The sequence below is a fragment of the Nocardioides aromaticivorans genome (assembly GCF_013408525.1).
GTDB classification, from domain to species: domain Bacteria; phylum Actinomycetota; class Actinomycetes; order Propionibacteriales; family Nocardioidaceae; genus Nocardioides; species Nocardioides aromaticivorans.
The window spans coordinates 803,293-827,714 of the sequence record NZ_JACBZM010000001.1; the positions used below are offsets into that span (position 1 = coordinate 803,293).

22 protein-coding genes and 2 tRNA genes are annotated in these 24,422 nt (G+C 72.4%); 6 read left to right on the plus strand and 18 right to left on the minus strand.

Features of this window, described 5'->3' with window-relative positions; all coding sequences use genetic code 11:
• Positions 1 to 49: 49 nt before the first annotated feature.
• The 11 genes from tig to lpdA form a co-directional block, all read right to left on the minus strand.
• Complete coding sequence (tig, locus tag BJ993_RS03770) at positions 50 to 1,453, minus strand: trigger factor (protein ID WP_179647790.1); 1,404 nt, start codon at positions 1,451 to 1,453, stop codon at positions 50 to 52.
• Between the two features lie 68 nt (positions 1,454 to 1,521).
• A tRNA-Pro gene (locus BJ993_RS03775) sits at positions 1,522 to 1,594 on the minus strand.
• A 38-nt stretch (positions 1,595 to 1,632) separates the two neighbouring features.
• Positions 1,633 to 1,703: transfer RNA gene (locus tag BJ993_RS03780), tRNA-Gly, on the minus strand.
• A gap of 76 nt (positions 1,704 to 1,779) precedes the next feature.
• Positions 1,780 to 2,868, minus strand: a complete 1,089-nt coding sequence (locus tag BJ993_RS03785) for a PP2C family protein-serine/threonine phosphatase (RefSeq protein WP_051931591.1) — start codon at positions 2,866 to 2,868, stop codon at positions 1,780 to 1,782.
• Positions 2,823 to 3,677, minus strand: coding sequence for an Fpg/Nei family DNA glycosylase (locus BJ993_RS03790; RefSeq protein WP_179647791.1), 855 nt, complete (start codon positions 3,675 to 3,677; stop codon positions 2,823 to 2,825). Before BJ993_RS03790 ends, BJ993_RS03785 begins: the two co-directional genes overlap by 46 nt.
• Complete coding sequence (locus BJ993_RS03795) at positions 3,677 to 4,183, minus strand: ribose-5-phosphate isomerase (RefSeq protein ID WP_179647792.1); 507 nt, start codon at positions 4,181 to 4,183, stop codon at positions 3,677 to 3,679. Before BJ993_RS03795 ends, BJ993_RS03790 begins: the two co-directional genes overlap by 1 nt.
• 20 nt (positions 4,184 to 4,203) lie before the next feature.
• Positions 4,204 to 5,571, minus strand: coding sequence for an NAD(P)H-quinone dehydrogenase (locus tag BJ993_RS03800; protein ID WP_179647793.1), 1,368 nt, complete (start codon positions 5,569 to 5,571; stop codon positions 4,204 to 4,206).
• Between the two features lie 53 nt (positions 5,572 to 5,624).
• Positions 5,625 to 6,338: a hypothetical protein gene (locus BJ993_RS03805; RefSeq protein ID WP_179647794.1), complete on the minus strand. Its 714-nt coding sequence runs from the start codon at positions 6,336 to 6,338 to the stop codon at positions 5,625 to 5,627.
• Positions 6,322 to 8,088 carry a M91 family zinc metallopeptidase gene (locus tag BJ993_RS03810; protein WP_179647795.1) on the minus strand — a complete coding sequence of 589 codons (1,767 nt, stop codon included), beginning with the start codon at positions 8,086 to 8,088 and terminating at the stop codon, positions 6,322 to 6,324. Before BJ993_RS03810 ends, BJ993_RS03805 begins: the two co-directional genes overlap by 17 nt.
• 3 nt (positions 8,089 to 8,091) lie before the next feature.
• A complete protein-coding gene (locus BJ993_RS03815; RefSeq protein WP_051931593.1) occupies positions 8,092 to 8,442 on the minus strand; it encodes a hypothetical protein in 351 nt (116 codons plus the stop codon).
• A gap of 119 nt (positions 8,443 to 8,561) precedes the next feature.
• A complete protein-coding gene (lpdA, locus tag BJ993_RS03820; protein WP_036541721.1) occupies positions 8,562 to 9,962 on the minus strand; it encodes a dihydrolipoyl dehydrogenase in 1,401 nt (466 codons plus the stop codon).
• Positions 9,963 to 10,079: 117 nt separating this feature from the next.
• Here lpdA and BJ993_RS03825 point away from each other — a divergent pair, with 117 nt between their 5' ends.
• The 5 genes from BJ993_RS03825 (at position 10,080) to BJ993_RS03845 (ending at position 15,341) form a co-directional block, all read left to right on the plus strand.
• Positions 10,080 to 11,270, plus strand: a complete 1,191-nt coding sequence (locus BJ993_RS03825) for a S8 family peptidase (protein WP_179647796.1) — start codon at positions 10,080 to 10,082, stop codon at positions 11,268 to 11,270.
• 126 nt (positions 11,271 to 11,396) lie between these two features.
• Positions 11,397 to 12,587, plus strand: coding sequence for a S8 family peptidase (locus BJ993_RS03830; protein WP_218864594.1), 1,191 nt, complete (start codon positions 11,397 to 11,399; stop codon positions 12,585 to 12,587).
• Positions 12,588 to 12,631: 44 nt separating this feature from the next.
• Positions 12,632 to 13,084, plus strand: coding sequence for a gamma-glutamylcyclotransferase family protein (locus tag BJ993_RS03835; RefSeq protein WP_036541723.1), 453 nt, complete (start codon positions 12,632 to 12,634; stop codon positions 13,082 to 13,084).
• A 43-nt stretch (positions 13,085 to 13,127) separates the two neighbouring features.
• Positions 13,128 to 14,489 carry a YncE family protein gene (locus BJ993_RS03840; protein WP_179647797.1) on the plus strand — a complete coding sequence of 454 codons (1,362 nt, stop codon included), beginning with the start codon at positions 13,128 to 13,130 and terminating at the stop codon, positions 14,487 to 14,489.
• A 27-nt stretch (positions 14,490 to 14,516) separates the two neighbouring features.
• Entirely contained in the window at positions 14,517 to 15,341 is an 825-nt protein-coding gene (locus BJ993_RS03845; RefSeq protein ID WP_179647798.1) for a purine-nucleoside phosphorylase, read from the plus strand.
• A gap of 30 nt (positions 15,342 to 15,371) precedes the next feature.
• Here the strand turns inward: BJ993_RS03845 and BJ993_RS03850 are convergent, their stop codons facing one another.
• A complete protein-coding gene (locus tag BJ993_RS03850) occupies positions 15,372 to 16,199 on the minus strand; it encodes an ABC transporter permease (RefSeq protein WP_257026798.1) in 828 nt (275 codons plus the stop codon).
• Entirely contained in the window at positions 16,196 to 17,209 is a 1,014-nt protein-coding gene (locus tag BJ993_RS03855; RefSeq protein ID WP_179647799.1) for an ABC transporter ATP-binding protein, read from the minus strand. Before BJ993_RS03855 ends, BJ993_RS03850 begins: the two co-directional genes overlap by 4 nt.
• Before the next feature lie 63 nt (positions 17,210 to 17,272).
• Here BJ993_RS03855 and BJ993_RS03860 point away from each other — a divergent pair, with 63 nt between their 5' ends.
• Positions 17,273 to 18,217, plus strand: coding sequence for a helix-turn-helix transcriptional regulator (locus BJ993_RS03860; protein WP_218864595.1), 945 nt, complete (start codon positions 17,273 to 17,275; stop codon positions 18,215 to 18,217).
• Here BJ993_RS03860 and BJ993_RS03865 read toward each other — a convergent pair.
• From BJ993_RS03865 to BJ993_RS03885, 5 genes are read right to left on the minus strand one after another with little or no spacing between them, the layout of a single operon-like run.
• On the minus strand, positions 18,207 to 19,955 hold the full coding sequence (locus tag BJ993_RS03865; protein ID WP_179647800.1) for an N-acyl-D-amino-acid deacylase family protein: 1,749 nt from the start codon (positions 19,953 to 19,955) through the stop codon (positions 18,207 to 18,209). The genes BJ993_RS03860 and BJ993_RS03865 overlap by 11 nt on opposite strands.
• Positions 19,952 to 21,541: an AMP-binding protein gene (locus tag BJ993_RS03870; protein WP_179647801.1), complete on the minus strand. Its 1,590-nt coding sequence runs from the start codon at positions 21,539 to 21,541 to the stop codon at positions 19,952 to 19,954. Before BJ993_RS03870 ends, BJ993_RS03865 begins: the two co-directional genes overlap by 4 nt.
• Positions 21,534 to 22,445 carry an alpha/beta hydrolase gene (locus BJ993_RS03875; RefSeq protein ID WP_179647802.1) on the minus strand — a complete coding sequence of 304 codons (912 nt, stop codon included), beginning with the start codon at positions 22,443 to 22,445 and terminating at the stop codon, positions 21,534 to 21,536. Before BJ993_RS03875 ends, BJ993_RS03870 begins: the two co-directional genes overlap by 8 nt.
• Positions 22,442 to 23,071, minus strand: coding sequence for a TetR/AcrR family transcriptional regulator (locus BJ993_RS03880; protein ID WP_179647803.1), 630 nt, complete (start codon positions 23,069 to 23,071; stop codon positions 22,442 to 22,444). The genes BJ993_RS03875 and BJ993_RS03880 overlap by 4 nt, the downstream gene beginning before the upstream one ends.
• Positions 23,068 to 24,396 carry a flavin-containing monooxygenase gene (locus BJ993_RS03885; RefSeq protein WP_179647804.1) on the minus strand — a complete coding sequence of 443 codons (1,329 nt, stop codon included), beginning with the start codon at positions 24,394 to 24,396 and terminating at the stop codon, positions 23,068 to 23,070. The genes BJ993_RS03880 and BJ993_RS03885 overlap by 4 nt, the downstream gene beginning before the upstream one ends.
• Positions 24,397 to 24,422: the final 26 nt, after the last annotated feature.

Consider the following 24,422-nt stretch of genomic DNA (forward strand, 5'->3'; position numbering starts at 1 on the left):
CCGTTGAGTGCACAGTCGTACACTCAACGGGGTAGCGAAGCGACGAGGCTCAGGCCTCGGTGGTCTCCTCGGCGGCGGCCTCCGGGGCCTCCTCCGACGCCTCGGCGGCCTCGGCCTCCGGGTCGCCGATGCTGCCGTCGGCCTTGAGGTTCTTCAGCTCGAGGACGTTGCCGGCAGCGTCCTTGACCTCGGCACCCTCGACGAGCAGCTGCAGCGCCTTGCCGCGGCGGATCTCCTGGACCAGCTCGGGCACGTGGTTGTGCTCGAACATGTGGTTGACGAACTCCTGCGGGTCCTGGCCGGACTGCTGGGCGCGGCGGATCATGTGCTGGGTCAGCTCGCCCTGGTCGACACCGAGCTCCTCCTTGTCCGCGATCTCGTCGAGGAGGAACTGCGCGGCCACGGCGTCCCGGACCCGGCGCTCGAGGTCGGCCTCGAACTCCTCCTGGGTCTGGTTCTCCTCCTCGAGGTACTTCTCGAGGGTCAGGCCGGAGAACTGCAGCTGCTGCTCCAGGTTGGCGCGACGGGCGTTGAGCTCCTCGGTCACCATCGTCTCGGGCAGCGGGACCTCGACCTTCTCCAGCAGCGCCTCGAGGACGGCGTCGCGGGCGGCAGCGGCCTGCTCGAGGCGCTTGCCGCGGGTGAGCCGCTCGCGCACGTCCTCGCGGAGCTCCTCCAGAGTGTCGAACTCCGAGGCCTCCTGGGCGAAGTCGTCGTCCAGCTCGGGGAGCTCCTGCTCCTGGACCTGGGTGACCTTGACCTTGACCTCGACGTCCTGGCCGACGAGCTCGCCGCTGACCAGCTGCGTGGTGAAGGTCTTCTCCTCGTCGACCGCCATGCCGACCAGCGCGTCGTCGAGGCCGTCGATCATGCCGCCGTTGCCGACCTTGTAGGAGAAGCCGGCGATCTCGGCGCCGTCGACGACCTCGCCGTCGTTGGTGGCGACGAGGTCGATGACCACGAAGTCACCGTCCTGCACGGCGCGCTCGACGTCGCTCAGGGTGCCGAAGCGCTCGCGCAGGGCGTCGACCTGCTCGGCGACGTCCTCGTCGGTGACCGCCAGGTCGTCGACCGACGCCTCGAGGCCCTCGTACGACGGGAGGTCGATCTCGGGCTTGACGTCGACCTCGGCGGTGAACTCCAGGCCGTCGTTGTCCTCGAACTTCGTGACCTCGATGTCGGGCTGCGCCAGCGGGGTCAGGTTGTTCTCCTGCAGCGCCTCGACGTAGGCCTTCGGGAGGACCTCGTTGACGGCCTCGTCGAGGACGACGCCGCGGCCGACCTGGCGGTCGATGACCTGCGGCGGGACCTTGCCACGGCGGAAGCCGGGGACGTTGATCTGCTTCGCGATCTTCTGGTACGCCGCGTCGAGGCTCGGCTTGAGCTCCTCGAAGGGCACCTCGACGGTCAGCTTGGCCCGGGTCGGGCTCAAGGTCTCGACGGCGCTCTTCACAGGTGTTCTCCTACTGTCTGATGAATGGGGCGCGGGCCGGGGCCCGCTGGTGCGATCGGGGTGATCTGTCGGGGCGACAGGACTCGAACCTGCGGTCTCCTGCTCCCAAAGCAGGCGCGCTAGCCACTACGCTACGCCCCGTCGAGCGGACCGCTGACGGGCAGCCGACCGCAACTTCGAGGGGATGACGGGAATCGAACCCGCGTAATCAGTTTGGAAGACTGAGGCTCTACCATTGAGCTACATCCCCGGATGCTCACGGCTCGCCCGCTGGCGCGCCGAAAGACCCGGGCAATCGTGCCACACGGCACCTACCGGGCCCCAACTCAGGGGCGTCGGTGGACGAGCAGCAGCGCGCGGTCGTCGTCCGGCGATCCGACGGCACCGACCAGCCGGTCGGCGAGCCCGTCCCACGACTTGCGCAGTAGCGACTCCGCCGCCCCCAGCATGTGGTCGATGCCGAGCTCGATGTCGCGCCGCGGCTCCTCGACCATCCCGTCGGTGTAGAGCAGCAGGCTGTCGCCCTGGTCGAGCTGGCCCCGGATGCAGGCGTACTCGACGTCCTCGACGATGCCGAGCACCGGCCCCTCCGCCTGCAGCATCTCCCACCGGCCCGAGCCCGCGTGCCGCTGGACCGCGGGCGGGTGCCCGGCGCTGCGCAGCTCGAAGACGCCCGTGGCGAGGTCGACGGAGACGTGGACGGCCGTGGCGAAGCCCTCCTCCCAGGCGCGCTGGAGGAGGTAGTCGTTGGCCGCGGGGAGGAAGCCCGCCGGAGGCAGCGCGCCGACGAGGCCACCCATCGCGCCGGACAGCTGCAGCGCCCGGGTCCCGGCCGCCTCGCCCTTGCCGGAGACGTCGACCACGACCAGCTCCAGGCTCTCGCGCCAACGGGTCGTCGCCACCACGAAGTCGCCGGCGAAGGGCGAGCCGCCGGCGGAGGACAGCGCCGACTCCACGAGCCACTCGCGCGGCAGGGTCGGGATCTCGCCCTGGGCGAGGATCCGGTCGCGCAGGTCGACCAGCATCGACTGGCCCCGCAGCGGCCCGACGCCGATCTGCCCGCGACGCAGGGACATCACGATGACCAGCACCGAGATCGTCGCCATCACGCCGAGCGCGGTCGCGATCCGGATCGTGTACTCCTCCTGCAGGACACCCGCGGTCACCAGCGTGAGGAGGATGTAGCCCGCGAACCACGGCAGCATCCGGCTGCTCAGGAACAGGATCCCGAGCACCAGCGGCAGGAAGATCAGGTTGATCGGGACGTCGACGGGCTCGAGCCAGATGCCGACGACCACGAGGGCGGCGAAGAGGGCCAGCACGGACGCGATCCCGAGGTCGCTCAGCACCCACCGCCGGAGGACGCGGATCATCGCGCCGCCCGGGAGCGGAAGGTGGGCTGGCAGCGGGCGCACCAGAAGAGGTTGCGCCCGCCCAGGACCTCGGTGCGGACGGCGCGCCCGCAGACGTGGCACGGCTGCCCCGCGCGCCGGTAGACGTAGACCTCGCCACCGTGGTCGTCCACGCGCGGCGGGCGCCCCATGGCCTCGGGCAGGTGGGCAGGCCGGACGGTGTCGATCCGCCCGGTGCGCACTCCCTCCCGCATCAGCACGACCAGATCGTCCCAGATCGCGCGCCATTGCGAGACGCGAAGCGTCCGGCCGGGCCGCATCGGGTGGATCCGGTGCCGGAAGAGCACCTCGGCGCGGTAGACGTTCCCGACGCCCGCGAGGACGGCCTGGTCCATCAGCAGCGACCCGATCGGGGCGCTGCTGCGACCGATCCGCTCCCACGCCCGGTCCGGCTCCGCGTCCTCCCGCAACGGGTCCGGCCCGATCCGCGCGGTGACGGCGTCGCGCTCCGCGGCGGTGACCAGCTCGCACCGGGTCGGGCCGCGCAGGTCCGCGTACGCCGCCTGCTCCCCCGCACCGGCCGGGCGGACCAGGCGCAGCCGCACCTGGCCGACGGGCTCGGGGACGGCCGGCACGTCGTCGTACACGTCGAAGGTGCCGTAGAGGCCGAGGTGGACGTGCACGAAGCGCTCGCCCTCGAACCGGACGAACAGCTGCTTGCCCCACGCCTCGGCATCGAGCAGGCGGCTGCCGTCGACCTGGCGGGCGCCGGCGTCGAAGCGTCCCTGCGGGCTGCCGACACGGACGAGGCGGCGGCCGAAGACGGTCGTGATCTCGCCGGCCAGGCGATGGAGGGTGTGCCCCTCGGGCATCAGGCCTGGCCGTGCCCGAGAGCGGACTCGGGCAGCGGCGGGAGCTCACCCGTCGTCTCGTAGGACGCCATCTGGCCGATCCGGCGCACGTGGCGCTCGTCGCCGGGGAACGGCGTGCTGAGGAAGACCTCGACCAGCCGGGTCATCTCGTCGATGGTGTGCATGCGGCCACCGACGGCGACGACCCACGCGTCGTTGTGCTCGCGGGCCAGGCTGGCGGTCTCCTCCGACCACGCGAGCGCGGCGCGGATGCCCTTGACCTTGTTGGCGGCGATCTGCTCGCCGTTGCCCGAGCCGCCGATCACGACGCCCAGGCTGTCGAGCCCGGCCTCGCGGTCGGCGCGCACGCCCTCGGCGGCGCGCAGGCAGAAGACGGGGTAGTCGTCGAGCGCGTCGTAGACGAAGGGACCGTGGTCGACCGGCTCGTAGCCGTTGTCGGTCAGCCAGCTGGTGAGGTGGGACTTCAGCTCCAGGCCGGCGTGGTCGCAGCCGAGGTGAACGCGCATGGCCGCCATTCTCTCAGGCATCACGCCTGGTGGAGTCGGCGGGCCGCCTCCGCGATCGAGCCGCTGATCGACGGGTAGACGGTGAAGGTGTTGGCGAACTCGTCGGCCGTCAGCCGCTCCTTGACCGCGAGCGTCACCGGGTGGATCAGCTCGGAGGCCCGCGGGCCGACGACGACGCCGCCGAGCAGCACCCCGGAGCCCGGGCTGATGAAGAGCTTCACGAAGCCGTCGGTGATGCCCTGCATCTTGGCGCGCGCGTTGGTGGCGAGCGGCTGCAGGACGACCTCGGCGGCGGTCTTGCCCGCGTCGACCTGCTGCTGCGTCACGCCGACCGTCGCGATCTCCGGCGAGGTGAAGACGTTGGACGAGACGTCGCGCAGGTCGAGCGGCGCCACGGCGTCGCCGAGGAAGTGCCACATCGCGATCCGCCCCTGCATGGCGGCGACGGAGGCCAGCATGAACACGCCGGTGCAGTCGCCGGCGGCGTAGACACCGCGGGCCGAGGTGCGCGAGACCCGATCGACCTCGATGAAGCCGCCGTCGTCGAGCCGGACCCCGGCCTCCTCGAGCCCGAGTCCGGTCGTGTTGGGCACCGAGCCGAGGGCCAGGATGCAGTGCGAACCGGTGACCTCGCGGCCGTCGGCGAGCGTCACCGTGACCACGTCGCCGTCGCGGGCCACCGACTGCATGCGCGACTGGCCGAGCACGGTCATGCCGCGGCGGGTGGCGACGTCCTCGAGCACCTGGGCGGCGTCCTGGTCCTCGCCCGGCAGGATCCGCTCCCGCGAGGAGACGAGGGTGACCGGGATGCCGAGCGCCTGGTAGGCGCTGGCGAACTCGGCTCCGGTGACACCCGAGCCGACGACGATCATGTGCTCGGGCACCACGTCGAGGTCGTAGACCTGCTCCCAGGTGAGGATCCGCTCGCCGTCGGGCTGGGCGCTGGGGAGGGTCCGCGGCGCGGCGCCGGTCGCGACGAGGATCGCGTCGGCGTCGTACGACGACTCGGTGCCGTCGTCGTGGGTCGCGACCACCCGGGCGGGGCCGTCGAGCCGGCCCCGACCGTGGACGACGGTCACCCCCTCGCGGGCGAGCCGGCTCTCGATGTCGGCCGACTGGGCGAGCGCGAGCAGCTTCACCCGCGCGTTGACCTTCGCCAGGTCGACGCGCGGCGAGTCCACCTCGATGCCGAGCTGGCCCGCCTCGAGCAGGTCGGTCATCACCTCGGCGGTGGCGATCAGCGTCTTGCTCGGCACGCAGTCGGTCAGCACGGCCGAGCCGCCGATGCCGTCGGAGTCGACGACCACGACCTCCGCCCCGAGCTGCGCGGCGACCAGCGCCGACTCGTAGCCACCGGGTCCGCCGCCGACGATCACCACTCGGGTCATGGCCGTCATTCTTGCAGCCGGTGCCGGACGCCGGGACGCCGCCGGGGCGCCGGTCAGGGCAGGGCGACCGGCTCGGAGCACCGGGTCGTCTGGCCCTCGGCGGCCCGGCCGTGGTTGACCCGGGCGATGCCGCCGTCGTCCTTGAACCCCCAGGCGGGCTCGCGCCCCGAGAGCACCCCGACGCAGAACACGACCGACGTGGCCGGTTCGGGCAGCCGGACGTCGTCGCCGCCCGGCGCCGGGGGCGCGTAGGCCCGCAGGGGCAGCGGCATCCGCACGGTCTCGCCCAGCTCGCGACCGTCGCCGAGCTCGGTCACCCCGATCCACGGGAACGCGTCGCCGACCGCGTCGGCGGCCACCGGCAGCACGCGCTTGGCGAGCTCGACCCGGCCCGGCTCGTCCCCCGGCAGCACGTAGGTCTGGTCGGGACCGTCGGAGAGCCGGCCGGAGTCGTCGGGCACCCGGTTCGTGACCAGGACGGGCGCGCCCGAGCGGTTGGTCACCGACCACGTCACCACCACCGCGTCGGCGTCGACCTCGACCGACGCCTCGACGGCGAGCCGGGTGCTGTCGAGCGTCGCGGTCGGCGTCGGCGTCGTCGGGGCCGCCGGTCCGGCGCCCGGCCCCGTCGGGTCGCGGTCGTCCCGGTCGTCACGGTCGGTGCGGTCGCCACCACAGGCGGCGAGGGCACCGAGGACGACCGGGAGGAGCGCCGCGAGCGCCACCCTCCGGCGCGCCCGCCGCGGCCGGTCAGCTGTAGGACTCACGGCGGTCCCAGCCGAGCTCGTCACGCAGCCCGTTCTCGGTCAGGACCGCGGGGTGGTCCGGGTCGACGCGCTCGGGGGTCGACGGGTCGTGGTCGTGGTCGACCGGCAGCCCCACGGCGGTGCGCTCGCCCTGCGCGACGCCGTGGTCCACCGTCGCGTCACCGTCGTACGGCGTGCCGTCGAAGTTCTCGCTGAAGAAGTCGTAGATGTGCGCCATCTCGTGGTACAGCCCGGCGATCGGGGGCCGCCCCTCCCCCGAGCCCTGCCGGTGCGGGTTGTACTCGATGGTGCCGTCCTCGTGGGCGTAGTTGTTGTCCTCGCCGAGCTCGCGAATGGTGACGGTGTCGCGACCGATGCCCAGGAAGCCGGAGTCGTCGTGCTCCGCCTTGAGCCGGGCGAGCATCTCCTGGCCGGTCGGCGACGCGGCGAGCAGGTCCAGGTCGGCCTGGGTGCGCGCGACGAACTCCGGCGAGCCCTCGATCCGGATGAAGTCCGACAGGTCGTCCAGCTCGATCCGCACACGGGTCCGTGTCTCGACGTCGCCGGCGTGGGTGTCGCCGTCCTCGCCGTAGGCCGTGTCGCTGCCGCTGCCGCCGTACGTCGTGTCGTCGCCCCGGCCGGCGTAGGCGACGTCGTCGCCGGCCCCGCCGACGAGGGTGTCGTCGTCACGGCCGCCGGAGACCACGTCGTCACCGGCTCCGCCGAGGACCAGGTCGTCGCCCCGCGCGCCCTCGAGGTAGTCCTTCCCCTCGCCGCCCGCGACCGTGTCGTCGCCGTCGGTCCCGTAGACGGTGTCGTCGCCGTGCCCGCCGTAGAGCTGGTCGTCGCCACCCTCGCCGTCGAGGTAGTCGCGGTCGGCGCCACCGGAGACGTAGCTGTCGCCGCCGCCGGCGTCGACGCTGTCCTGGCCGTCGCCGCCGAGGACCGTGGTGTCGCCGTCGCTCGTGCTCCGGACCGTGTCGTTGCCCTCGCCACCGACGACGGTGACGTCGACGTCCGCGCTCGAGGAGACGGTGATCGTGTCGTTGCCGTCGCCGGCGCGGACGACGACCGTCTGCCCGACCGGCACGCGGTAAGGCACGCCGTTGACGATCACGAAGGTCACCCCGGTGGCCGGGTTGGTCCACACGGTGACCCGGTCGTCGCCGCTGCCCGTGTTGACGATCGTCTGGCCGCCGACGTTGAGGACGCCGACGCCGTCGGCGCCGGCGGGCACGTCGAAGCCGTCCTCCTGGCCCGAGGCGACGCGCTGCCAGGTGGCCGCGATCGCCTCCCACTGGCCGGTGAGCTCCTTGAGCGCGGCATCGCACCGGCCGAGCTCGCCGTCGAGTGCCGAACGGATCTGGGTCGCCTCCGCCTCGGCGTCCTTGACCCGCTTCTCCTCGGCATCGTCGGCCGGGTAGAAGGTCACCCAGCCCAGGAGGCCGAAGTGGCGGATGCCCGCGACCTTCGCCCACGACGCGTCCAGCTGCGACTCCGCCGCGCGCACGCTGCCCGCACCGTCGCGCAGGACCCGCGCGGCGTTCCGCGCGATCTCGCTCGCGGTGTCGAGGGACGCCACGATGCGCTGGCGGTGGCCGGCGTAGGAGTCGGCGGTCGCTCCCTCCCAGCCGGCGGCGTACACGGAGCGCGCGCCCTCGTTCACCCGGTCGCCGGAACCGGCGAGCAGGCCGTCCAGGTCCTCCCAGCCGGCGGCGGCCGCGTCCAGGTCGGGGGCGTCCTCACCCAGTCGCCAGATCCCCAGTGCCATCGCCTACACCAGCCCCAGCAGGCCCTGCAGGAACGGGTTCGTGGTGACCTCGTCGCGCGTGGCCCGGCTGAGCCGGGCGGCCTCCTCGTCCTGTGCGGTCAGGTCGAACGCGGTCGTGTAGAGGTCGTCCATGTCGCCCTCGAGGACGGCCGCGAGTCGTCCGACCGCGAGGTCACCGGCGTCGACGCACGCGACGTGGCTGGCGACGAGGGCGGGACCGCCCGCGGAGTTGCCGGCCGCACCGGCGTCGACCTGCAGGGCGACCGCGCCGCTGCTCCAGCCCTTGTTGATGCCCTTCGACTCCGCAAGGCAGATGTCGGCCAGCTTGCAGAGGTCCTGTGGTGTGACCTGCATGGTCGCCTCCCGTCCGAGAACGTCGGGGTGGCGTCGTCTCCCCGACCGGACGGGACCTACCCCGGGAGTCCCGGGGCCAATCCCGTCCGGCCGGCGGAAGGTGTCGAGCCGGGCCGGCCCTACAGGTTGATCATGTGGCCGGCGATCCCGTGGATCGCCTCCTTGACGGCCTCGGACAGCGTCGGGTGGGCGAACACGTTGCGGCCCACCTCGTCGGCGGTCAGGTCCCACTTCTGCGCCAGGGTCAGCGCCGGCAGGAGCTCGGTCACGTCGGGGCCGATCATGTGGGCACCGAGGATCTCGTTGTGCTCGGCGTCCGCGACGATCTTCACGAAGCCGACGCCCTCGCCGAGGCCTTGGGCCTTGCCGTTGGCCGAGAACGGGAACGAGGCCGTCTTGACGTCGTACCCCTTGTCCTTGGCCTGCTGCTCGCTGTAGCCGAACGAGCCGATCTGGGGCTGGCAGTACGTCGCCCGCGGGACGAAGTCGTACTCGACCGGCATGGTCTCCGCACCCGCGAGGGTCTCGGCGGCGACGATGCCCATCGCCTCGGCGACGTGGGCGAGCATGAACTTCCCGGTGACGTCGCCGATGGCGTAGACGCCGTCGACGTTGGTGCGGCAGTACTCGTCGATCGCGATCGCGCCGCGGTCGGTCAGCGCGACACCGGCGGCCTCGAGGCCGTAGCCCTCGACGCGCGGGGCGAAGCCGAAGGCCGCGAGGAACTTGTCGGCCTCCAGGACCTGCTCGTCGCCACCGGCGGCCGGAGCGATGCGGACCTTGACGCCGGAGCCGGTGTCCTCGACGCCCTTGACGGCGGTCGAGGTCAGCACCTTCACGCCGAGCTTCTTGTAGTGCTTGGCGAGCTCCTTGGACACGTCGGCGTCCTCGGTCGGGACCATCCGGTCGAGGAACTCGACGATGGTCACGTCGACGCCGAAGTTCTTCAGCACGTAGGCGAACTCGACACCGATCGCACCCGAGCCGCCGATGACGATCGACGACGGGAGGTTCTCGTCGAGGATCTGCTCCTCGTAGGTGACGATGTTCTTGCCGTTGGGCTCCACGCCCGGGACCGACCGGACGGTCGCGCCGGTGGCGAGGATCAGGTCGTCGCAGGTGTACTCGGCGGTCGAGCCGTCGTTGAGCGCCACCGAGATCGTCTTCGGACCGGTCAGGGTGCCCCAGCCGTCGACCTCGGTGATCTTGTTCTTCTTCATCAGGTAGTGGACGCCCTTGACGATGCCGGCGCTCACCTGGCGGGAGCGGGCGTGCGTCGGGCCGTAGGCCATCGTCGCGTCGCCCTCGATGCCGTACTTGGCCTTCTCGTGCGTCAGCGTGTGCGCCAGCTCGGCGTTCTTGAGCAGTGCCTTGGACGGGATGCAGCCCACGTTGAGGCACACACCGCCCCAGTACTTCTTCTCGATCACGGCAACGGACTTGCCGAGCTGGGCGGCGCGGATCGCGGCGACATACCCACCGGGGCCGGCACCGAGGACGAGGACATCGAAGTGGGTCACGACCCAAGCCTAGTAGGGGGTGTGCTTGTGTCTCACATCACGCTGGGGCAGAGTGCGGGCTACTCACCGGTACGGCGGCTGAAGGGGTCGCCGACCACGATCGAGGAGTGCTCCCCCATGTCTCGGATTCCCGGATTCCTTGCTGCCTGCGCGCTCGCGTGCGCGGGCCTCGCGGCCGTCCCGTCAGCCACCCAGGCCGCCCCCGCGGCCACGGAGGCGAGCGGGCCGGTCAAGGTGATCGTCACGCTCGAGCCGGGGGCCGACGCCCCCGCCGCGGCCCGCGCCCTCGCCACCCGGAGGGGCGGCAAGGTCACCCACGTCTACTCGCACGCCCTCAGGGGCTTCTCGGCGACCGTGCCGGACGCCCTGCTCACGCAGCTGAAGGGCGACCCGCGGGTCCGCTCGGTCGAGCTCGACCTGCCGGTGCGGATCAGCGACACCCAGACCCCCACGCCGAGCTGGGGTCTGGACCGCGTCGACCAGCGCAACCTCCCGCTCGACAGCTCCTACTCGTCGACGGCCACCGGGCAGGGCGTCGACGTGTACGTCGTCGACACCGGCATCCTGACCACCCACCCCGACTTCGGCGGTCGCGCGGTCTCCGGCACCGACACGGTCGACAACGACGGCAACGCCACCGACTGCAACGGTCACGGGACCCACGTGTCGGGCACGATCGGCGGCTCGTCGTACGGCCTCGCCAAGAGCGCGCACCTGATCGGCGTGCGCGTCCTCGACTGCAACGGCTCGGGCGCCACCTCGGGCGTCGTCGCCGGCCTCGACTGGGTCGTCGCCCACCACCAGGCCGGCCAGCCGGCCGCGGCCAACATGAGCCTCGGCGGTGGCGCCTCGACCGCGCTGGACGCCGCCGTCGACCGGGTCATCGCCGACGGGGTGACCATGGCGGTCGCCGCGGGCAACGAGAACACCGACGCGTGCACGAAGTCGCCCGCCCGGGTCCCGAACGCGCTCACCGTCGCCGCCAGCGACCGCAACGACGCCCGCGCCAGCTTCTCCAACCGCGGCACCTGCGTCGACCTGTTCGCGCCCGGCGTCGACATCACCTCCGCGTGGCTGGCCAATGGCACCAACACGATCAGCGGTACGTCGATGGCGACCCCGCACGTGGCCGGCGCCGCCGCGCTCTACCTGGAGTCCCACCCGTCCGCGACGCCGGCGGCCGTCGGCACCGCCATCGTCGGGGCGAGCACGAAGAACAAGGTCACCGGGACCGCGCGCACGTGCGTGCTGCTGGTCGTCTGCTCCCCCGCCACGCCGGCCAACCACCTGCTGTACACCGGCAGCTGAGGGTCGTCGAGGTACCGGATCACGACACGCGTCTCCCGGCCCGACCGTCACGTCGGGCCGGGAGGCGCGTTGTTCCTGCGGGGGACGTCGTGGGGGCGCGCCCGGACAGGAGTTGGTCCGACGATGATGCGCATCGGCAGTGTGGTTCTCGCGAGCGTGCTCGCGCTCGGCGTTCAGGCGGTGGCCGCACCGGCTCCCGCACCGGCCCGGGCGCCCGCGACGGCGGCGCCGGCGGGGCTGCTCGACGTGGTCGTCACGCTGCAGCCCGGCACCGACCCGGCCGCGGCCGCCCGTTCGCTGGTGACCAGCCGCGGTGGGCAGGTCACGGCCCTGTTCTCCAGCGCCGTCGACGGCTTCGCCGCCACGCTGACCGACTCGCTCCTGACGCTCCTGCGCGGTGACGCCCGGGTCCGCTCGGTGGAGCTCGAGAAGACCTACCGCACCACCGCCACCCAGACCCCGACGCCGAGCTGGGGCCTGGACCGGATCGACCAGCGCTCGCTGCCCCTGAACCGCGCCTACACCTACGCCCGCACCGGCTCCCGGGTGAACGTCTACGTGGTCGACACCGGGCTCCAGACCGGTCATCCCGACTTCGGCGGCCGGGCCGTGTCCGGCACCGACACCGTCGACCGCGACCGGACCGCCCAGGACTGCAACGGCCACGGCACCCACGTCGCGGGGACGGCCGGCGGATCGCGGTACGGCGTCGCGAAGCGGGTGCGCCTGATCGGCGTACGGGTGCTCGACTGCGCGGGCAGCGGCGAGACCTCGCAGGTCGTCGCGGGCCTCGACTGGGTGGTGCGCCACCACCGCGCGGGCCAGCCGGCGGTCGTGAACATGAGCCTCAGCGGGCCGGTGTCGGCGGCGATGGACACCGCCGTGCGCAACGTGATCGCCGACGGGGTGAGCGTCGTCGTGGCGGCCGGCAACGACAACGTCGACGCGTGCAAGACCTCACCCGCCCGGGTGCCCGGCGTGCTGACCGTCGCGGCCTCCGACCGCACCGACGCGCGGGCGACCTTCTCCAATTGGGGCACCTGCGTCGACCTCTTCGCCCCCGGCGTCGAGATCACCTCGGACTGGAAGGGCAGCACGACCCGGACGATCAGCGGCACCTCGATGGCCACGCCGCACGTCGTCGGCGCGGCCGCCCTCTACCTCGACGCGCACCCGAGCGCGTCGCCGGCGACGGTGCACTCCGCCATCGTCGGTGCGACGAGCAAGGGCAAGGTCACGGGCGCGGAGAGGCAGTGCCTGCTGCTCCTCTGCTCGGCCGGCACCCCGAACAGCGGACTGCTCTACGTGCCGCGCTGATCCGGCTGCCCGGGACGGCGTGCTCCACGCACTAACCTGACCGGGTGACGACGTACGCCGCCTACGGGACCAACCTCGATCCCCTCCGGATGGGCGAGCGGTGCCCGCACTCCCCGTTGCAGACGACGGGGTGGCTGACCGGGTGGCGGCTGACCTTCGGCGGCGAGGAGCACGGCTGGGACGGCGCGCTCGCGACGATCGTCCAGGACCCGACCACCGCCGTGTACGTCGCCGTGTACGACGTCAGCCCGCTCGACGAGCCGAACCTCGACCAGTGGGAGTCGGCCGACTCCGGCCTCTACCGCAAGACGAAGGTCCGGGTCTCGACCATGGTCGGCGAGATCGTGGCGTGGACCTACGTGCTCGACGCCTACGAGGGCGGGCTGCCCTCGGCGTCGTACCTCGGGGTGATCGCGGACGCCGCCGAGTCGGCCGATGCCCCGGCCGACTACGTCGAGGCGCTGCGCCGGCGCGACTGCCGCTCCACCGGCCTCTGACGGGGAGGCCGTACCCCCGGCGAACCTGAATCGTTGTCAGGTAATGCTGCGTCGTCTCACCCTGGCCACGACCGCCACCGCCCTGTGCGTCGCCTCGCTCGCCCTCGTGCCCGGCGCGGCCCCCGCGCAGGAGCCGCCCACGCGGCTGCGTGACGTGATGTGGGTCGGCAACAACTGGGCCGGCACGGCCAGCATCGTCGACGCCGACGACTTCACCGTGCTGAAGCGGGGCGTGGACCTGATCCCGGACAAGGCGCAGGAGCTCGCCGACATCCGCAAGGACCTGGTCGCGCAGGCCTACTTCCTGCTGATCCGCTACGGCCCCGGCGAGGGCCACGACCAGTTCGTCGACGACATGTTCACCACCCGCGACGGCCGCTACCTCGCCGTGTCGCGGCCGAGCTTCGCCGACGTCGTGTGGATCGACATCGCGAAGGCGACGGCCGGCGACCCGGACTCGATCGTGCGCGAGCAGCCGATGGACGGGCACCGCAGCGACCACATGGCCGTCTCCCCCGACGGCCGGCGGCTGCTGGTGTCGGACTCGACCGAGCGCCAGGTCATCGAGTTCTCGATGGTCGACGAGGTCCTCCCCGACGGGACCGTGGTCACGATGGGCGACCGGATGCGCACCTTCGCCTCGGGCGAGACGCCCCACGAGAGCAACTACACCCGCGACGGCGAGCAGATCTTCCACGCCTCGATCGGGCTGGTCTACACGCCGGGTGACCTGCCGCTGCTCGACGGCCTCAAGGGCGACCGCTGGTTCCAGGTGGTGCGCAGCTCGGACTTCTCGGTCCAGCGCCGCTGGGGCATCGGGCGCGAGCTGGCCGAGGCCGGCTACCCGGACATGAGCAGCGCCGTACGACCGATGGCGGTCTCGCCCGACGAGCGCTACGTCTACTTCCAGGTCTCCTTCTTCCACGGGTTCGTCGAGTTCGACACCCAGGCGCCCGACCTCAACGGCAGGACCGACTACAAGCTCGGCGGCGTCCCCGAGCCGGCGGTCGGTGCCGTCACCCGGCTGGTGCCGCTGCCCAACCGCGTGCCCAAGATGCCGCGCGAGCAGTACGTGAACGACTCGGCCCACCACGGCCTGTCGATCAACGCCGACGGCGACACGCTGTGCGTCGCCGGGACGATGGACGACTACGCGGCCCTGGTCGACCGGGAGTCGGGCCGCTACCGGATCTTCGACGAGGCGACCACCGGTCACACCTACCTGAAGCCGTACTGGACCACCGAGGGCCTCCACGACACCTGCTGGGTCTCGCTGTCCGGCAGCGACGCCGTCGCCGTGATCGACACCGAGACCGGCGAGGAGCTCGCCTACCGCGAGGTCGGCGACCACCCCCAGCGGGTGCGGCACGGGTTCGTGCCGGAGGCCCTCGTCGACACGTGGTGACGGGCCGTTGACGAGTAGTCTCGCCGCGTGAACGACACGCCCTCGCCGTACGCCCTGGCCGAAGAGGCCGCCGCCCGCCTCGCCGAGCTGACGGGGGTCGCCCGCCACGACGTCGCGCTGGTCCTCGGCTCCGGCTGGCTGCCGGCCGCCGAGGCGCTGGACCCGACGGGCGAGAACACGACCGAGATCTCCGTGACGGACCTCCCCGGCTTCGGTGCGTCGGCCGTCGTCGGCCACTCCGGCAAGGTCCGCTCGATCCGGCTGCCCGGCGAGGACGGCGACCGGCACCTGCTCGCCTTCCTGAGCCGCACGCACTACTACGAGGGCAAGGGCGTCCCGGCCGTCGTCCACGGCGTCCGTACGGCGGCCGCCGCGGGCTGCCGCGCGATCGTGCTCACCAACGGCTGCGGCGGCCTCAAGGAGACCTGGACGCCCGGCACCCCGGTGCTGATCAGCGACCACATCAACCTCACCGGCCAGTCCCCCATCGTCGGCGCCAACTTCGTCGACCTCACCGACCTGTACTCCCCGCGGCTGCGCGAGCTGTGCCGCGAGGTCGAGCCGAGCCTCGACGAGGGCGTCTACGTCCAGTTCACCGGCCCTCACTACGAGACCCCGGCCGAGGTGCGGATGGCCGGCATCCTCGGCGGGCACCTGGTCGGCATGAGCACGACGCTCGAGGCGATCGCGGCCCGGGAGGCCGGGATGGAGATCCTCGGCATCAGCCTGGTCACCAACCTCGCCGCCGGCCTGAGCGGCGAGCCGCTCGACCACGCCGAGGTGCTCGAGGCCGGTCGCGCCGCGGCCACCCGGATGGGGGCACTGCTCGGCGAGGTCGTCCCGCGGATCTGAGACCCGCGGGACGACCTGGGGAGCCGGCGCTCAGCTGGCGCGATCCATCGTCCGCACGCCTGCCCACAGCCCGAGCGCACCCACCACGAACGACGCGGCGAAGCCGGAGACGATCGTGTCCACCGGGAACGAGCCGGCGAACAGCGCGCGCTCGGCGTCCACGAGGTACTTCAGCGGGTTGAGGTCGGACGCGGTCTGCAGCCAGCCGGGGGCGCCGTCGAGCGGGAGCAGCACGCCGGCGAGCAGCAGGAGCGGGAAGATCACGGTCTGCTGGACGGTCCAGAAGATCCACGCCTGCTCCTTCGCGGCGATCGCGAGCGCGAGGCTCAGCGCGCCGAGGCCGACGCTGAAGGGCACCAGCACGACGATGCCGAGAAGCACGCCGCCCAGGTGCAGGTCGAAGGCGAAGGGCGTCACGACCGCGACGATGATCGCGGTCTGAAGGACGAGCGGCACCATCTCCCGCAGCGCCTTGCCGATCATCAGCGAGGAGCGGCGCACCGGCGAGACGAGCAGCCGCTCGAACGAGCCGCTGATGATCTCCTCCGACAGGTTCGCGCCCGTGAAGGACGCGCTCATCAGCGCCGTCATCGCGACGATGCCCGGCACGAACCACTGCAGCGCGGAGCCGTCCGGGCTCTCCGGCAGCAGCGGCGCGAACAGGCCGAGGAACACCAGCGGCTGCACCATGGCGAACAGGACGGACGCCGGCTGGCGCAGCACCGGCTGGAGCTCACGGAGCAGGACGTTCCAGATGTCGGCGGCGAGGCCGACGGGCCGCGCCGCGACAGGGGTACGACGGCGGGCGGGCACGGTGGGGGCGGCGCCGCCCAGGTCGGTGGTCATCTCGATGGTCATGCCGCTGCTCCTTCGCTGGGGGTGGACTGGTTCTCGCGCAGGCTGCGCCCGGTGAGGTTGAGGAAGACGTCGTCGAGGGTCGGCCCGACGACCTCGAGGCGGGTGACCGGCGTACCGGCGGCCGCCAGGTCGGCGACCAGGCCGGGGGCGGCGTCGCGCCCGAAGGCGGCCCGCAGCTCGACGTGGCTGCCGGTCACCACCACCTGTGCGCCGGCGACGCGGTCGGCCCGCTCCGCGGCGGCCCGGGCGGCGTCGGCGGAGGCGAAGTCCATCGCGACCAGGTCGCCGAGCGCCGACTTGAGCGCGGCGGCCGAGTCGTCGGCGATGACCTGTCCGTGGTCGATGACGATGACGCGGCCGGCGAGCGCGTCGGCCTCCTCGAGGTAGTGCGTGGTCAGCACGATCGTGGTCCCGAGCTCGGCGTTCAGGCGGCGCACCTGCTCCTGGAGGTTGACCCGGTTCTGCGGGTCGAGGCCCGTGGAGGGCTCGTCGAGGAACAGGATCGGCGGCTCCTGGACGAGGCCGATGGCGACGTCGAGCCGGCGGCGCTGGCCGCCGGAGAGCCGGGCGACCGGGCGGTCGGCGTGCTCGGTCAGGTCGAACGCCTCCAGTAGCTCCTCGGTCCGCACGCGGGCGTCCTGCCGCGAGAGGCCGTGCGCCCGGGCCTGGCTCATCACCTCGTCGCGGCCGCGGAACTGGTGGCCGGCGGCGTTGCCCTGGCCGACGTACCCGATCGAGCGGCGGACCGCGGCGCGCTCGCGGACGACGTCGTGGCCGGCGACCTCGGCGGTGCCGGAGGTGGGGGCGATGAGCGTCGTCAGCATCCGCAGGGTCGTCGACTTGCCGGCGCCGTTGGGGCCGAGGAAGGCGACCAGCTCGCCGGCCGCCACCTCCAGATCGAGGCCGCGCACGGCCTCGATCGTCTGCTTGTTGCGCGTGTAGTGGCGGGTCAGTCCGGAGGTGCGGATGACCGGGCCACTGCTGCCTGTCCTGCTCGTGTTCTTCTCCATGACCACCACGCTAGGATCGATTTAGGTCAACTTCTGTCCTGATTCCGATCTAATCTCGGAGACATGTCGACGAGCGCCCGGATGCTCCGCCTCCTGTCCCTCCTCCAGACCCACCGGTTCTGGACCGGCGGCGAGCTCGCCGGGCGGCTGGAGGTCTCCGAGCGCACGCTGCGCCGCGACGTGGAGCGCCTGCGTGACCTCGGGTACGACGTCGACGCGGTCCGCGGGGCCGCCGGCGGCTACCAGCTGCGTGCCGGCGGGGCGATGGCGCCGCTGCTGCTCGAGGAGGACGAGGCGGTCGCGGTCGCGGTCGGCCTGCGCGCCGCGGCCAACGGCGGCGTCCCCGGCTTCGAGGACACCACGCTGCAGGCGCTCACCAAGGTGATCGCGCTGATGCCGCCACGGCTGCGCCGGCGGATGGCCGCACTGCAGACGCAGACCGAGGGCATGGCCTGGGCCGGCGGGCCGGCCCTCGACCCGGCCGTGCTGACCACGCTGGCCCAGGCCTGCCGGGACGACGAGGCGGTCTCGTTCGCCTACACGGCCGCCGACGGCAGCGCCACCGTGCGGCGGGTGGAGCCGCACCGCCTGGTCAACCTGGGGCGGCGGTGGTACCTGGCGGCGTACGACCGCGACCGGCAGGACTGGCGCTCCTTCCGGGTCGACCGGGTGGAGGGCACGCCCACGACCTCGGGCCAGCGGTTCCGCCCGCGGGAGATCCCGGGCGGCGATGCTGCGGCGTACGTCAGCCAGGGCCTGCGCACCCGGCCGCGCCAGCACCGGGTCGTGGTCACGATGGCCGTGCCCGCGGCGACGGCCGAGGCGAGCGTCGGGCGGTGGGCGAGCATCGAACCGCTCGGCGAGGACCGCTGCCGGATGACGATGGACACCGACACCCTGGACTGGCCGGTGCTGGTCCTCGCCGGGCTGGACTGCGACTTCGAGGTGGAGGCGCCGGACGAGCTGCACGCGCTGCTCGCCCGGTTCGCCGCCCGGATCAGCCGGTAGCCCGCAGGAAGCTCCCGGTACGGCGGGCGCCGACGACGTCGGTCGGCACGCCCTCGGCCACGACCAGCTCCCCGCCGACGAGCACCGCGGCGACCGTGGCGTCGTTGCGGTTGACCATCCGCGAGAGGTTGCCGAAGGCCGGGACCGGCGCCTCGGCGTACTCGTCGAGCGACTCGTCGAGGCGCTCGGGGTCGATCACGACGAGGTCGGCCCGGTCGCCGACGCGCAGGTGCCCGGCATCGAGGCCGTACCAGTCGGCGAGCTCTCCGGTCAGCCGGTGCACGGCGTGCTCGACGCTCATGAAGGGCCGCGGCGTCGACTCCGCGTCGCGGACCCGCCGCAGCAGCCGCAGGCCGAAGTTGTAGAAGGCCATGTTGCGCAGGTGCGCGCCCGCGTCGGAGAAGCCGAGCTGCACACCCGGGTCGGCCGTGAGCTTGTCGAGCACCTTCGGCCGGTGGTTGGAGATCGTCGTGCGCCAGCGCACCTTCTCGCCGTGCTCCACGACGAGGTCGAGGAAGGCGTCGACGGGGTGGATCCCGCCCCGCTCGACACCGACCTGGCCGAAGGTCCTGCCCACGACGTCGGCGTCGGGGCACTCGGTGATCTCGGCGTCGAAGAAGTCGCGGTGCCACACACGGGGCCCGTACTTCTTGTCGTAGTCCTTGCGGAACCAGCGGCGGTAGTCCTCGTCGGCGAGCAGCGCCCGCTGCTCCTCGATCTGGTTCGACAGGTGCAGGGCGGCAGCGCCCGAGCCGAACTCCTCGAAGACGGGCAGCGCGATGCCGTCGGAGTAGACCTCGAAGGGCACCGGCAGGTGCTGGAAGCGCAGGTCGCCGCCGCAGCGGTTCACCGTGCGGGCGATCAGTGGGAACAGGTGCGCGACCATCGGGATCGCCTTGATGTCGGCGGCCGACAGCAGGCTCACCTTGAGCGCGGGCTTGCGGCCCCAGCCGGCGCTGCTGAACGCCATCCGGGCCAGGCTCTGCGGCTTCGCGACGTCGGGTCCGCCCTGCAGCGCGCGCCCCCTCCTGCGCAGGACCCGGTTCAGCCGCCGCCGCTCCTTGCCCTTCGCGTACGTCGACGGCAGGGTCCGCGAGCGGCAGGTCTCCCCGTCCAGCTTGTCGAACATCAGCTCCTGCGAGGACATCCCGATGAAGCCCTCGTCCAGCGCATCGACCAGGTCCGCCTCCATCCGGGCCAGCTCGGCCGCGGTCGGCCTCACCGCGGGGTCGGTCGAGCGGGCCAGCCCCATCCGCGCGGAGCGGATGTCGGAGTGGCCGATGAACGCGGCGACATTGGGTCCGAGCGGCAGTTGCTCCAGCGCGGCGACGTACTCCCCCGCGGTGGTCCAGGTCTTCAGCTGCTCGAGCGCGCCGACGACGTAGGGGCGCGGGATCGCCTCGACGCGGCCGAACAGGTCGCCGGCGTCCTCGGGCGCGGCGTGCACGGTGGAGAGCGAGCAGGACCCGAGGAAGGTCGTGGTGATGCCGTGGCGCAGCGACTCCGACAGGCCGGGCTGGACGAGCACCTCGACGTCGTAGTGCGTGTGGATGTCGACCATGCCCGGCAGCACCCAGTGCCCGGTGGCGTCGATGACCCGCGGGCAGCCGGTCTCGTCGAGGGGCTCCTCGCTGACCGCGACCACGCGGCCGGCACGGATCCCGAGGTGGCGCACCGCGGACGGCGCGCCCGTCCCGTCGAACCAGCGGCCGCCGCGGACGATCGTGTCGAAGCTCATGCGTCGCTCCTGACCAGCTCGGCGTAGTGGTGGTCCCGCTCGCCCCGCGACCAGAGCAGGTCGTCGGTGTCGAGGGCCTGGGCCCGCAGCTCACGCTTGAGCACCTTGTTGGTCGCCGTGCTCGGCAGGGCGGCGGCGATCCGCACGTGCCGCGGCCACGCCTTCGGCGACAGGTCGGGCTGCTGGGCCAGGAACGCCGCGAAGTCCTCCGGCGCGAGCGAGGCCCCGTCGCGCAGCACCAGCGCACACATCACCTGGTCGCCGACCCGCTCGTCGGCGACGGCGTACACGGCCGCCTGGGAGACCGCGGGGTGCCGCAGCAGCAGCTGCTCGACGGGCGCGGCGGCGAGGTTCTCGCCGTCGACGCGGAGCCAGTCGTCGGTGCGGCCGGCGAGGAAGACGAAGCCGTCCTCGTCGCGGTAGGCGAGGTCGCCGGACCAGTACATCCCTCCGTCCAGCCGCTCCGCCGTCGCCCGCTGGTCGTTGTAGTAGCCGGCGAAGAAGCCCGCACCCTGGGTGTTGACCAGCTCACCGACGGCCTCGTCGAGGTTCGTCACAAGGCCGTCCGCGTCCCGCACCGCGCGCGGGCACTCCTGCCGGGTGAGCCTGTCGTAGACCGCCACCCCGTCGAAGGGGACGCCGATCGAGCCGGCCGGGGTGTCCTCGGTGCGGGTGATGATCACCGCCGACTCGGTCGAGCCGAAGCCGTCCCACACCGAGCAGCCGAAGCGCGCCGCGAACTCGCGGATGTCGCGGTCGGAGGCCTCGTTGCCGAACGCGAACCGCAGCGGGTTGTCCGCGTCGTCGGGGCGCTCGGGCGTGGCCAGCACGTAGGCGAGCGGCTTGCCGACGTAGTTGAGGTAGGTCGCCCCGTAGCGCCGGACGTCGTCGATGAAGTGCCGCGCGGAGAACTCCGCGAGGGCCAGGGCAGCGCCGGAGGCCGCACTCACCGCGAAGCCCGCCATCACCGCATTGCTGTGGAACAACGGCATCGAGCAGTAGACGACGTCGGTGGCGTCGAGGCCGTACTTGTCGACGAGCACGCTGCCCGCCATGACGACCATGAAGTTCGCGACCTGCACGGCCTTCGGCTCACCGCTCGTGCCCGAGGTGAAGATGAGCATGAAGGTGTCCGTCGTCGAGGCCACCCGGAAGCCGTCGGTCGTCGTCGGCGCGGCCGCGACCTCCTCCCGCCAGTCCGGCCGGTCGGTGTCGACGACGACCGCGCCACCGAGGTCGAGACCCTCCAGCAGCGGCAGGTGGGTCCCGTCGGTGAGCAGCACCCGGCAGTCGGCCCGTCGTACGTCGGCGGCCAGCGCCTCGCCGCGGCGGGTCCGGTTGATGCCGACCGTGACGTGCCCACCGACCGCACCGGCGGCGATGGCGAACGCCATCTCGGCGCTGTTGGGCAGCAGGACGCCGACGTGGAGCGGGTCGCCGTCGCGGGCGAGCGCGTGCAGCACGTGCGCGCGGGCGGCGCTCCCGGCGACGACCTCGCGCCAGGTCCACGTGTCGTCGCCGTGCCGGAAGCCGGGGGTGTCGCGGTCGGCGTGCGCGAGCAGCAGGCCCTGGACGGTGTCAGCCATTGACCGGCTCCAGCTCGGGTGCGGGCACGGAGACGTGGCGGCGCAGGAAGTGGAGCGCGTGCTCGAGGGCCGCCTCGTGGAAGGGCTTGCCGGCGAACAGGTCGAAGTGGTCGCCCGGGTAGTGCCGGACCTCGGCCCGGCCCGCATAGGCCGCCTTCATCGCGGCCTGCAGCGGGGCGCTCCGGTCGAAGTCGGCGACCTGCACCAGCCACGGCACCTCCAGCGACGCCGCGGCCTTCGCGGGCGCGCGGGTGCCGAGCTCCAGCACCACGTCGGCCGCGATCTCGTTGCGCCAGGTCGGACCCGCGATCGAGAGGTAGTCCTCGTAGGCGCCCTCCAGCGTCAGCGCGCCGGGCTCACCGGGGCGGGCCACGACGGGGATCATCGAGGGACCGCGGCCGGCCCTGCGTCGTACGGCGCTCGCGAGGCCGCGACCTGTCGACGCCAACAGCTGACCGGGCGCGTGGTGCTTCGTCGCGAGCCTGGCCGCCGCCAGCCCGTCCACCATGGGTACGACGGACACCACCGCGGCGACGTCGTCCCGCTCGGCAGCGGCGGAGACGACGTGGCCGCCCCCGAGCGAGACGCCCCACAGCACGACGCGACCCGCGTCGACACCGGGCAGGCGCTTCGCGGCGTCGACCGCCGCGTGGAGGTCGGCGACCTGGCCGGCGAGCGAGACGACCTGGCGCGGCGAGCCGTCGCTCGCGCCGAAGCCGCGGTAGTCGAAGGTGACCGCGTGCAGCCCGGCCGCCGCGAAGGCCTCGGCGAACGGGAACATCCCGGCGTCCTGGGTGCCGGCCAGGCCGTGCGCGAGGACGACGACCGGCGCGCCGTCGGCACCGGCGAAGTGGGTCGCGGCGCAGCGCACGCCCGCCGAGGTGAAGTCGAAGGTGGTGCTCATCGCGTGCTCCCGTAGATGCTCTGGATCCAGATGTGGGTGATCGCGTCGATGTGGGCCTCGCGCTCGGGCCCGACGCCCATCGCGTGCCGCTCGACGGCGTGGTCGTTGAGGTCGAGGAGGACGGCGGCGAGCACGTGCGCGTCGCCGCCCGCGGGCGCGTGCCCGACGGCCCGCTCGCGCTCGATCATCTCCGCGGCCATCTCCGCGAACTCGGCCCGGCCGGCCTCCCACAGCTCGCGCACCGCGGGGCTGGTGGCGCGCGCCTCGAGGAGGGCGCGATAGGTGTGCGGGGTGCGGTCGACCGAGTCGAAGAGGGTCGCGACGACCGTGCGGATCCGGGCCCGTGGCTCGCCCTCGGCCTTGACCAGCAGGTCGGTGGCGTCCGACGCGTCGTCGTACAGCTCGGCCATGAGGGCCAGGACCGCGGTCGCCTTGCTCTCGAAGTAGAAGTAGAACGCCGAGCGCGTCACGCCGGCGCGGCGCGAGATCTCCGCGACGTTGACCTCCTCGAGGGTCTGCTCGCGGAGCAGCTCGTCGAGGGCCTCCAGCAGGGCCGCCCGACGCTGGTCGCCCCGGTTGACGCTGCGCCGGTCGACCATCCGTGCCCAGAGCCGCTCGTCGCTCATCGCGCGGCCCCCTGGCCCGCCCGGGCGAGTCCGGCCGGGATCTCCTTGACCCGCAGGTCGTGCTCGTAGATGAAGTAGTCGAGCTGCTGGGTGTGCCGTGCGGTCTGGACCATGTGGCCGGTGTACTTCTGCGTGTCCTCGTCGATCACCCGCTCCATCTCCGCGACCGACGGCGTCGCGTAGCGGCCGACCAGCCAGGCCGCGACCATCCGGGTCTGGCACTCGACGAACGGGAACAGCGTCGGCGTCGCCTGGGCGAAGCCGATGAAGGCGAGGTCGTCGAAGCCCGGCTTGAAGACCCGCTTGTAGAGGCGGATCTCGTTGTCGGGCGCGCTGATCAGCTCGGGGTCGAAGAAGGGGAAGGTGATGTTGTAGCCGGTCGCGTAGATGATCACGTCGAAGTCCGCGCTCGTGCCGTCCTCGAAGTGGACGGTCTCCCCGTCGAGGCGGGTGACATTGCCCTTCGGGGTGACGTCACCGGACTTCAGCCGCAGGGGCAGCTCACCGGACTGCGTCGGGTGCGCCTCGAAGAACTTGTGGTTGGGCGCGGGCAGGCCGTAGAGCGTGGGGTCCGAGGCAGTGAGGACCTGGCCCATCTGCATCAGCTTGCGCTGCCACGCCAGTGGGAGGTGCGGCGTGGTGCGGAAGTTCATGTCCGCCGCCTTGCCGTACATCAGCTTCGGCACGATCCACGCACTGCTGCGCGTGGACAGGGTGACCTGGTTGCGCATCGCCTTCTGCGACAGCTCCACGGTGATGTCCGCGGCGCTGTTGCCGATCCCGACCACGAGGATCCGCTTGTCCATCAGGTGCAGGGGCGTCCACGGGTCGATGTAGGCGTGGGAGTGGATCGTCTCGCCGGTGAACTCGCCGGGGAACTCCGCGAAGCGGGGGTCCCAGTGGTGGCCGTTCGCGACGAGGAGCACGTCGAACGGACGCGTGCGGCCGGCCTGGTCGGTGATGTCCCAGCCGCCGCCGGGGCGGCGCTCGGCGCTGACCACGCCGTTCTCGAACTCGATGCGCCGGCGGATGTCGAAGGCGTCCGCGTAGGCGTCGAGGTAGTCCTTGATCTGGGTGTGGTGGGGGAAGTCGGGGTAGCTGTCCGGCATCGGGAAGTCCCGGAAGGACAGCTGGTGCTTCGAGGTGTCGATGTGCAGCGAGCGGTAGGCGCTGCTGTGCCCGTTCGGGTTCCCGAAGGCCCAGTTGCCACCGACCCGGTCCGACGACTCGAAGGTCGTGAACTCCAGGCCGTAGTCGGCGAGCATCTTGCTCATCGTGAGGCCGCTGATGCCCGCGCCGATCACGGCGACGGTGGGACCACTCATCGGTACTTCCTTCCGGTGTGGCTCCG